This is a genomic window from uncultured Veillonella sp. (genome assembly GCF_963522475.1).
Lineage (GTDB): Bacteria > Bacillota > Negativicutes > Veillonellales > Veillonellaceae > Veillonella.
Map to the genome: position 1 here is coordinate 200,732 of NZ_CAUQYW010000001.1, position 11,327 is coordinate 212,058.

The 11,327-nt window shown below is 40.8% G+C and carries 9 protein-coding genes; 1 reads left to right on the plus strand and 8 read right to left on the minus strand.

Going from position 1 to position 11,327, the window contains the following annotated elements; genetic code table 11:
* Positions 1-1,140: a PrpF domain-containing protein gene (locus tag RWP19_RS00910; protein ID WP_314356100.1), complete on the minus strand. Its 1,140-nt coding sequence runs from the start codon at positions 1,138-1,140 to the stop codon at positions 1-3.
* Between the two features lie 24 nt (positions 1,141-1,164).
* The gene (locus RWP19_RS00915; protein WP_314356101.1) at positions 1,165-3,462 is read right to left on the minus strand and encodes a hydratase; all 2,298 of its coding nucleotides are present in this window, start codon (positions 3,460-3,462) and stop codon (positions 1,165-1,167) included.
* 199 nt (positions 3,463-3,661) lie between these two features.
* Here RWP19_RS00915 and RWP19_RS00920 point away from each other — a divergent pair, with 199 nt between their 5' ends.
* Positions 3,662-4,531 (plus strand): LysR family transcriptional regulator, encoded by an 870-nt coding sequence (locus tag RWP19_RS00920; RefSeq protein ID WP_314356102.1) that lies wholly within the window; start codon positions 3,662-3,664, stop codon positions 4,529-4,531.
* A 213-nt stretch (positions 4,532-4,744) separates the two neighbouring features.
* Here RWP19_RS00920 and dcuC read toward each other — a convergent pair whose 3' ends face one another.
* The 6 genes from dcuC to RWP19_RS00950 form a co-directional block, all read right to left on the minus strand.
* Positions 4,745-5,998 carry a C4-dicarboxylate transporter DcuC gene (dcuC, locus tag RWP19_RS00925; protein WP_314356103.1) on the minus strand — a complete coding sequence of 418 codons (1,254 nt, stop codon included), beginning with the start codon at positions 5,996-5,998 and terminating at the stop codon, positions 4,745-4,747.
* A gap of 107 nt (positions 5,999-6,105) precedes the next feature.
* Complete coding sequence (locus RWP19_RS00930) at positions 6,106-7,350, minus strand: M20 family metallo-hydrolase (protein WP_314356105.1); 1,245 nt, start codon at positions 7,348-7,350, stop codon at positions 6,106-6,108.
* 132 nt (positions 7,351-7,482) lie between these two features.
* Positions 7,483-8,778 carry an amidohydrolase gene (locus tag RWP19_RS00935; protein WP_314356106.1) on the minus strand — a complete coding sequence of 432 codons (1,296 nt, stop codon included), beginning with the start codon at positions 8,776-8,778 and terminating at the stop codon, positions 7,483-7,485.
* A 401-nt stretch (positions 8,779-9,179) separates the two neighbouring features.
* Positions 9,180-9,689 carry a DMT family transporter gene (locus RWP19_RS00940; RefSeq protein ID WP_399553571.1) on the minus strand — a complete coding sequence of 170 codons (510 nt, stop codon included), beginning with the start codon at positions 9,687-9,689 and terminating at the stop codon, positions 9,180-9,182.
* 88 nt (positions 9,690-9,777) lie between these two features.
* On the minus strand, positions 9,778-10,671 hold the full coding sequence (locus RWP19_RS00945) for a DMT family transporter (RefSeq protein WP_314356107.1): 894 nt from the start codon (positions 10,669-10,671) through the stop codon (positions 9,778-9,780).
* Between the two features lie 4 nt (positions 10,672-10,675).
* Complete coding sequence (locus RWP19_RS00950) at positions 10,676-11,152, minus strand: YhcH/YjgK/YiaL family protein (protein ID WP_314356108.1); 477 nt, start codon at positions 11,150-11,152, stop codon at positions 10,676-10,678.
* Positions 11,153-11,327: the final 175 nt, after the last annotated feature.

Consider the following 11,327-nt stretch of genomic DNA (forward strand, 5'->3'; position numbering starts at 1 on the left):
TTACTCTCCTTTTACATAAGCTATGCCTTTCATGATCGGTCGTGCTGTTCTAGCCACGCCCGCCTTCTCCACATGCCAACCAGTATCATTAGTCAAGCATATTTCGAAATCAAATTTCCCTGATGGATGTGCCAAAGTAACACGACTTGTCTCTTTAGCACGTTCGCTCACTACTTCGTTCGCTACAGTACCCGTAATCAGCGCTGCCGTAGCTGTACAAATACCACCTGTAACGGCATAGGCTTTATGCATTACAGCGAGTGCCTTGGTACGAGCTACAATGTCTATACTATTCCCCTCGATAGTTCGACCATCGCTTGCTAAGTAGGTTTGCGGTGCGGACACCATGCATACCTTTGGAACTGCAGGACTAGCGGCCTCTTTAGATGGAGCAAGGCCCATCATTACCGCCGCAGTAGTGCGAATATATTCAAGTGTATTGAGTAATACACCGCCATCCGTTTCTGTGAAAGCCGGTAGTTCCGTGCCTTCATAACCAAGATCTGTAGCCTTTACAAATACAGCTGGATTGGCTGCATCTACGAGACTGACTTGAATTGTCCGTCCATCAGCCAATGTAATCGTGTCTTGTACATTGCCTGTTGGTAGTAGCTTACCTGTCTTAGAACCACCTGGTTCCAAGAAATATAATGTAATACGAGCACCTGTACCTGGTACGCCATCGATAGCAAAATCACCATCAATAACTGGTTTGCCATCTTGGACTGGTACATGCGCTTCAATAACCTTATTTGTATTTGTGTTAAAGATACGAACTACGGTTTCTGGTTCTACGGCTTTCACAAAGCCTTCCATAATAGCAAATACCCCTGCACCAGCAGAAATATTGCCACAATTACCTTCGTAATCTACCACCGCATCAGCGATACCTACATACCCAAAGGTATAGTCGATATCTGCATCATCGCGGTCAGAAGGATTTACGATAGCTACCTTGCTCGTCAATGGATCGGCACCGCCGATACCATTAATTTGACGCGCATCGGGAGAGCCATATAAATCTAAAATCATACGGTCTCGTCTGGCTGGGTCAGTTGGGAGCGTATCTTTTAATAGATACGCCCCTTTACTAGTGCCGCCGCGCATATAGGTAACAGGGATTTCTTTATACCCGTTCATAATGTACTCCTTTATATTAACTACTTACGCTTTACTATTTGCATAGTAGTTGATGAGACAACCTGCTGCGATAATATCTTTTTCTTCATCGCTAAGGTGACCTAAATGCAATGTAATTTCTGCTTTTTTCACACCACCGCTGATAACATATGCTGTGTAATCATCGGAGTCAGAGAATAATTGATCACGTACATTTGGCACATATACATAGTCGCCTACTGCCATAGTTTTAGAATCTTCTTCACTAGTTACGAACGGCAACATACCCCAGTTAATGACATTACTACGATAACGTTTTGTAGCATATTCAATAGCAATATTAGCACCGCCACCCAATACGCGTTGGCAAGATGCAGCTTGTTCGCGAGCAGAGCCATCGCCAGGGCGATTAGCATATACCATGCTAGATACTGCTGTAGATGTAGCCATATCTTCTACAGTTTCTGTAAGGCCAAGAGCTTGTTTTACTTCTTCATATGCACTTACTAAGTCAGCTACGCGTTCACCTTCTTGACGAGATTTTTCCCAATCACGAACTGTTTTAGCACGGCCTACATATTCAGGAACCTTACGGCTCAAGGCAAATTCAGACAACGCATATGGGTCAGAGCGGAAGGAGGATGTTTCACCAGATGGAATCAATTCATCTGTAGTTGTTACAGGATCATCGATATAAGCGGCTACTTTAAGCAATACATTCGGTGTCAATTCCTTAATAGAAGGCCATGGCTTAATGGATGGACCGTAAATGAGTTCCGCATCTTTTTTAGGTTCATTAAAGCCACTGTATACTTTACTTTCATACGGTTTATCATCATAGTGATACGCTGGTACTGCATCATCGTATTCCACATCGATTGCTGCCGTTAAAGCGCCACCATTAATAGCTGTAGCGGCTACAGAACGAGCATCGAGAAGTGCAACAGAGGAGATTTGACCATTTCCTGGTTTAGACCCTTCGCGGTTCGGGAAATTACGTGTCGCATGACGACCGCTAAGACCAGTATTATTAGGTGTATCACCAGCACCAAAGCATGGACCACAGAAAGCAGTACGTACAATAGCACCGGATTCCATCAAGTCTACAAGGGCACCATTTTTCATGAGTTCTAAGTAAATTGGTTGGCTAGAAGGATATACGCTGAATGCGAAACGACCGGAGCCTACACTCTTACCGCGTACGATGTTTGCGGCTTGCATGATATTTTCATACAAACCGCCAGAGCAACCTACAATAATACCTTGATCTATGTGTAATTTGCCATCGAAATGTTTTTCAGGCAATTGCAAAGATAAAGATTTGTTATCTAATTGCTCAACAGCTTGACGTTCGATTTCTGCTAATAAGTCGCGACCGCCTTCGTTGATTTCTTTAATGGTATATACATTGCTTGGATGGAATGGCATCGCAATCATACTTTCCACTTCATCAAGATTAACTTTTACAAGACCATCATAGTAAGCTACATCGCCAGGGTTAAGCTCTTTATACGCATTACCGCGGCCATGGAGTGTTAAGAATTCTTTTGTATTGCTGTCTGTTCTCCAGATTGTTGTAAGACATGTAGTCTCTGTAGTCATTACATCGATACCATTACGGAAGTCCATAGACAAGTGCTCAATACCAGGGCCTACGAATTCCATAACTTTATTTTTTACAAAGCCATTTTTAAATACAGCTTTTTCAATAGCGAGGGCTACGTCTTGTGGGCCTACGCCATGTTTAGGTTTACCGTCGAGGTAAATGGCTATAACCTCTGGCCGTTGTACATCATAGGTACGACCAAGCAATTGTTTTACAAGTTCTGGACCGCCTTCACCAATCGCCATAGTACCAAGCGCACCATAACGAGTATGGCTATCGGAACCGAGGATCATTTTGCCACAGCCTGCCATTGTTTCACGCATATATTGGTGAATAACTGCAAGATGCGGAGGTACATAGACACCGCCAAAGCGTTCTACTGCGGATAAGCCAAATACATGGTCGTCTTCGTTAATTGTGCCCCCTACTGCAGCTAAACTGTTGTGGCAATTAGTCAAAATGTAAGGGATTGGGAATTTATCTAGACCACTGGCAATAGCAGTTTGGATAATACCAACATAGGTAATATCGTGAGATGTTAAGGCATCGAATTTGATACGTAAATCTTGATCACCTTCATGTTGTTGGTGGTCCATTAAAATACGGTACGCCATCGTTTCCTTATAGGCGCGCTCTTTATTAAAAACTTCTTGCTGATCAAGGGCTGCACTAGAATCCGCAGGAACGATATCCGTACCGTGATATAAAAATACACCATTTGAAATTAACTCAACCATGACTTGCTCCTTTATTACTTTCAGGCATGTGTAAACCTTTACAAACACTATGCTTTCACCATGTTTATTAGTGAAGGTTTTCATTCCTCTTACTAGTACCAATCCTTTAGTTATATCTAATCTGTATAGCCCTAGCGTCGCCTCATCTGTACCAACTCTATGAGATAGAGTACAATAATACATATGTAAAGGAGAGTTTATGGACACGAAAGATTGTACGATTTTAAAAACCTTAGCAGAGGAAAATAATATTACCTATGCGGCGCGTCGTCTATTTATGACGCAACCTGCATTGAGTGAACGGATAAAAAAATTAGAAAAGGAATTTAACTGTCCCATCATCAACCGACAAGCTCGCGGTATAGAGTTTACCTATCAAGGCCATCGCCTTGTTCGCTATGCCGAAGATTTGCTCAATTCCTATACTTCGGTGCGCCAAGAGCTATTAGCTATGGGTAGTGAACCACGCGGTACATTAAACCTAGGATGCTCAAATGTATTCGCTAAGTATCATATTCCCCATATCTTATCGACCTTTAAAGAGGCTTATCCTCATATCGATATCATCATGTATACGGGACTTAGCTATAAGCTGTACCACGACTTTCTTGAAGGCCGCCTACATGCTGCCATCATCCGCGGTTCTCACACTTGGACTGAGTCGAAAGAACATATTTGGTCAGAACCATTCTGCTTCTTTAACAAAACACCTTGTGCTATTGAGGACTTACCTCGTCTGCCCTATATTCACTATCAAACAGATCCGAATTTACAACAAACCATAGATGATTGGTGGTATTCTCACTACTCACAACCACCGATGCGCACCATCGAGGTAAATGATATTGATACCTGCATGAAGCTCGTTAACCAAGGACTTGGTTTCACCATCCTCACTCAAAGCTGTGGCAACGATTACCCTAATCTATTTAAGGAAACCTTGAAGGCTCTTGATGATCACATCATGACTCGTGATACGTGGATGTACACCCGTCATAGTGCCCTTGAGTCCAAACCAGTTCAAGCATTTTATAGCTTTATGAAAAACTGGTCCAACACCAAAGCATAGTATCTATTCCTTTAATACATATAATATATTATGAAAGTGCAATAAAAACAAATTGCTCTTTTCTTTAGTACCCATAAATTTTACTTATGCCTTATATCTCCATATATGAAAAAAAGAACCCGTCATGACACAAGAATCATGACGGGTTTTCTTTTATATAATCGCTTTTATAAGAATGCTTTTCAGACTATTACTAAATTGGCTCACCTAAAACTATAGTAACAAGAGCATAATCACTACTGTAGCAAGAATACATGGCACAGCATTGCGTTTTGCCATTTCCATAGGGTTAATACCTGCAAGGCCAGCAATGATGATACCTGCACCTGCTACTGGACTCATACTACGGCCGATACCAGCACCCAATTGGGCCATGGAGCCCAATTGCATAATGCCATAGCCAAAGTCTGCCGCATGCGGTGTTACAGCACCGTTAAATGCAAGGGCTGCCGCATTACCAGAACCAGAAATAACAGCTAATAAGAATGGACCAAATGCCGCACCAATTTGAGCGATTTGTTGAGAGTTCTTCATACCATCAATGAGTGCACTTGTAAGTCCAATGTACTGCATACCCGCAGTAAAGGCTGCCGCCGCAGCCATAAGACCGACTACATCACACATACCATCACCAGTACCGCGGAAGAATTTTTTAACTGCATCTGTTACATTCGGACGTACAGCAATAATGCCGATAGCCGTACCAATGAGCATAGATACAGGAACAGATATCTCTGGAATTACCGCTACTTGTTTACTACCGAGTACAAGTAATACAAGCGGAATGATTGGGATGATAGCATATAAATAATTTACTTTAAATTCTTTGCCTTCTTCTTCGTTAGCATCTTTCAATACATATCCTGTATGCTCTTTCTTAACGATAGCTACGATATTGAGCAAAATAGCCGCTACGACAATGCCAATAATGGCTTGCATAGAGAAGCTAGCGATAACGGTCATTACATCTTCACCAGCGAGTTGTGCTACTTGTGGGTTAAACATAAGACCAGGGCTCAATGCACTTCCCCATGTACCTAGGAAAATAGCAGAGCCTGCCATTGCAGGATGCACACCAGAACGAATAAGTGCAGGAATTAATAGAGCACCTACTGCTGCCGCACAACCGGCTGCTGTAGGCAATGCAATATTGATCAAGAAGGTAATAATAACAGCACCAGGAATGATGATTTTAGTCATCTTTTTAAGGCCTGCAGAGATGAAATATACCATATGCTCTGTACATTTTGTATACTCCATAACATAACTAAAACCAAGCACTGTACAAATGGTTGGTACAAGCCCTGGATTTGTAAGTTCTTTTACAAAGGCTGTCGTACCTGCACCAATCTGTCCACCAATAAAGCACATTAATAAGCCCGATAATAACAACACGAGCCGTGTTTCAAACTGTTTAATAATAGCGATAAACGTCGCGACTACGATAACAATACCAGCAATAACCATAATCTCTCCAATCCGTGTAGGTTCAGTTCTAGATTACTAAAATACGTTGTTAAGCCTTGGAACTGCAATACACTGTTACACAAACTGATATCCATTGATATCTCTACTTACACAAGTTTTGTAGATTCTAAACTAAGCTTTCTAAGTACTGTATCTAGTACTTTCGCACCTGTTACAATATGATTCATATCCGCAAATTCAGCTGGATTATGACTAATACCTTCGCGGCATGGGATAAAAATCATTCCTGTAGGAACATCATCAGCCCAATGCATGGCATCATGACCAGCACCACTTGGCATGGTCATATAGTCTACACCTATAGACTTAACAGCCGCTTCAATTTCTCGAATCATCACAGGATGCATCGCCACTGGGTGGTCCTGTGCAACAGGCTCAATCGTATAGGATAAGCCTCGTTTCTCTGCTATAACATCAATAAATTCCTTAATGAGGGTAACTACAGAATCTCGGGCCATCTTAGAAATACTGCGAATATCTACGCCCAGTTTAACGGCCCCAGGAATAACGTTCATCGCGCCTGGCACAACATCTACTACACCGACTGTACCCACTACTGGAGGCTCTTCTTGCAAGGATGCAATCTCCTCAATACCGAGGATGATTTTAGAAGCCCCACAGAGCGCATCATGACGCAAGTTCATTGGTGTGGCCCCACTATGATCCGCATTACCACGAATGGTTACATAGAACCGTTCTGGTGCAGCAATCCCTGTTACAATGCCGATGGGTTTGGTTTCGTGCTCTAACACTTTACCTTGTTCAATATGAATTTCTGTGAAAGACTTTACAGGTCTCTTATATTCCATATGCTCAATAGCATCTGGATTTAAATTACGCTCTTTTAATGCATCATACAAGGAAATGCCTTGTTTATCTACTAAGCGATGTAAATCTTGCAATGTCAATTCACCGCGCATAGCTTTACTACCCAATGTGGCTGCTCCAAAGCGGCTAGACTCTTCACACATAAAGTCTACTACTGCAATGGTATGGTCATGTTCAAAACCATCATCAGTCATACTGCGAATCGCTTCGATAGCAGATAATACACCCACAACACCATCATAATTGCCCCCATTAGGTACGCTGTCCGTATGAGAACCAACCATGACAACCGGTAAATCAGGATTCTTACCAACCTTATAGCCTAGCACATTTCCAAAATCGTCTATCTCTACAGTTAGACCCGCATCAGTCATACAATTAATAATATATTGGCGACCTTCCCAATCAGAATCGGTGAAAGCTAGACGATTTATACCTTCACCAGGTGCAGTCAACTGTGCCATAGAATCAAAGTCTTTAGCTAATCGCTCTCGTTGGATCATATAACACCTCACAATCTAATCCCCATATTACATCTAACTTATAGCCCACTATACATATTTCTATGCATCCATCTATATAGTTATGCATCTATAGTTTAGATATATACATCGCAATATCACAATCAATATGTCCTATTTTAAATAGTGCGTAGCAATTGTACCTAATGCAACAATGCCATTTAACATATCTTCTTCATCGATATCGAATAATGGATTATGATGAGGTGCTTTAATAGCAGAACCTAATACCATGTAAGTTGCCCGACCACCACGATCAATAACACGGTTTAAGAAGTAAGCACAGTCTTCACTACCGCCACCGCTATAATCGAATGGAACTTCTTTAAAGATACCTAATGGTTCAATGATAGATTGTACTTCGCGAGCTAAATCATCGCTAATACGGCCTGCAGGAGTTTCACCTTGTTTTGTAATTTCAAAGGTACAATCATGCATTTCTGCGGCACCTTTAATAATGGTCTTAGTGCGTTCAATCATATAATCATTAATCTCTGTAGTAGCACCACGAGTTTCTAATTTAAGTGTTGCTACATCAGGAGTAACATTGCGACCTGTACCACTTTCAAAAACGCCTACATTCATACGAGATGCGCCCCCACTATGGCGAGCAATGGCTTGTAAGTTAAGCACCGCTGTACAGCCTGCCAGCATGGCATTTTGCGCCTTTTCTGGAGAACCGCCTGCATGCGCAGAATAACCATGGAATAGGGCATCAAGTTTTGTAGTCGCTAAAAAGCCATGATCACTACAAGCAAAGCAATTAGATAACTGTTCATTAAATCCGATATGCATGCCGAACATCAAGTCTACATCATCTACTACGCCAGCCTCTACCATCGCTTTAGCACCACGTACGCCTTCCTCTGCTGGTTGGAAGATAAGTTTAATAGTACCCTTCAAGCCATCCTTATGTGTAGCAATATATTCAGCAAGACCAAGCCCCATTGTCATATGTGTATCATGACCACAAGCATGCATAGCCTTCTCATGGCGAGATCGGAAACCATTCTTAGCAGGAATATGGTTAGATGCTTTAGATTCGATTACATCATTGGAATCCATATCTGCACGGAATGCCACTACAGAGCCATCGTCACTAAACTTCATAGTTGCTACGATAGCTGTTTTACCATAGCCCATTTTCTCTACTAGCTCAGGATCAGCACCTTCATCCATAGCACGAGCCATTGCTGCTTTCATAACATCTTCGCTAGGTAATCCCATACGAGAATCTAAATCAAGCACTTCTGCACCGAGTGCCACATCATAACCCAAAGCAATTAGCTTTTCAGCTACTTTAGCGGCAGAACGATATTCGAGCCAAGCTGGCTCTGGATACATATGAAAATCACGACGTAAAGCGATAAAATCATCGCGGCGTTGTTGTACAAAATCTTTTACAGACATACTTACCTCCTAAAATACAATAGATACCTATAACTCAACTATATAAAGAGCTACACAAATAGCTAATTAAATAGTCAACCAATAAGATTATGTATACAGAATTATAAATTTCTATATACATCAATAATAATTCTTGTATTTATTATAACTTATATTGATATTTTTAGAAATAAAAGAACATACATACGCAGATCACACAATTTCCTCTTTATTTAATTTTCTTAGTACTTCTCGTTTGATTTGACGGTGTCGATCCCAGGCGATAATGAATACGGTTGCAATGATACAAATCATGCCAAAAATACCGACCAGCGTAAAATGATTCCCTAGCAAAACCCACAATGGATGTGGTGCCATATTTCTTTAATAGCTCAATAGGTTGCAAGGTATATACACAGATACTAGCTGCCGATACAATCCCCCCAGAATAAAGCAAGCACATTAAAGTTCGAAACATCTAGCCCTTCTTGCATAACGATACAGAGTATTCCCACCAAGGCTAATACAATACAGAAAAACTCTGGTACAGATGGCTTTTTAAAGTATCTTAAAAACAAATAGATAATGATCAGCGTAGGCGCAACATTTTGAAGGACCGTAGCAATACCGACTCCTGAAATGGCAATGGACTTGAAGTATGAATATTGAGCTAAAGCAATACCTAAAATACCAAATACTAATAATTTCCCTATATCCTTAGGTTCTGTAAAGATAGAGAAAATACGCTTACCATCCCTTATATAGGCAAGTCCTATCGTCAATATACCTGCTATGAGCAAACGCGCTTCTAATAGCCACTCCACATTGATATGCTTTGCATTTTCAAGGAATTGTACAGATGTGCCTGAAAGCCCCCAAAGTAGGGTACCTAAAATGGCAAGGGCCATACCTTTCCATTGTTTTTCCTCCATATAACCTCCTTTCACAACTACTTTCACATTATGCACAATCATAACAAAGAGGCCTCTAAGCCGCAATATCCAGCAAAGAGACCTCAAACTATGTACGTTTTTCCAGAGCAATTATAATAACAGTAGCAATGATCATGGCCATGCCAATTAGCCCTAATGCACTAAATTGGTTGCCTAACAAAGCCCATCCAAAGAAAGCTGCCGAAATCGGTTCAATAGATGACAAGATGGATCCTGGCACTGCACCTATTCTCTTAACACCTTCTAAATAAGCATTAAAGGATACAATTGTCCCCAAAAAGACAACATTGAAACAGCCAATAACAGTCCATACATCCCACATAGCATACGAATTTGGCTGATGAAATAAAATAGCAGCAACAATACCACTGAGAAGCATACCAAATCCTACAATCGGCAAGGTTCCATATTTATATAGTAAATCTACAGGAGAAACACTATATACAGCGACCCCTACAGCAGATAGAAGTCCCCATACAAGCACTGCCAGCGGGAATCGCTCCATAGAAAAGCCATCATTCCCCATCAAACAAATCGTACCTACCAAGGCCAGTATAACGGAAATAATTTCCCCTTTAGAGGGCCTTTTACCATAACGGGCAAGCATATAAATAATAATCATTGATGGCGCCAAGTATTGAAGCACCGTCGCAATACCGGCCCCTGCTAAAGCAATGGATTTAAAGTATGTATATTGGCATAAAGCCATGCCAAATACGCCAAAAACGATAAGGCCTGCTGTATCTTTTAAACTACAAAAGACATGGAAGATAGAATTACCATATTTAAACCATGCATAGATAACAGTCAATAATCCCGCTGTAATTAATCGCATGGTGACTAGCCATTCTAAGTTCATATCCCTATAGTTGCTTAAGAACTGTACTGAAGCACCTGATACGCCCCATAAAACAGCTCCTAATAGGGTTAGTAAGACACCTATAATTTCATATCGCTTCATAGGATTAGTCGCCTAAGAGGTCTACATGCACTTTCACAACAACCTTACGGATTTTAATTGGCTTATCATTAACCGCTAATAATGGTCTATGTATATCAGATGGGAAGAACACTGTATAATAACCTTCTGGACAATGAATTTGACCTTCATCAATAGCTTCATTTGGATAGAAATAACAATCCCGTTCCGGATAGGATTCTACTGGTTTAACAAGACCTTTATCGACAAAGAATCCCATATTTTCTTCACCACTCACCATAAATTGAATATCAACATAATTACGATGAGACTCTGGCTTTGTAGTTTCAAATAATTTAGTTTCCACATCGTCCACATTAGCGTACATCATGTCGCCTTCGATGATATGGCGACCTCCTGGCAATGCTTTTAAATCTGTATGCTTTAAGAAATCTAAAGCCCGTACAATGGCTTTAGGATATCCCATTTTTGTATAATCTGCAGTAATGCTAGAGAAAAACATATACAATCCTTTCACAATTTATCTGAAGATAGTAATCCAAAATAACCTATTATATTACCTTAATGTTAGCACATATACACCTAAAGAACTAGCTATTATACACTCTATACAAGGCATATACTCCCCTGTTACAAAAATACCAGTTTTTACATAGTTAAACCTTACTTTCACAAGA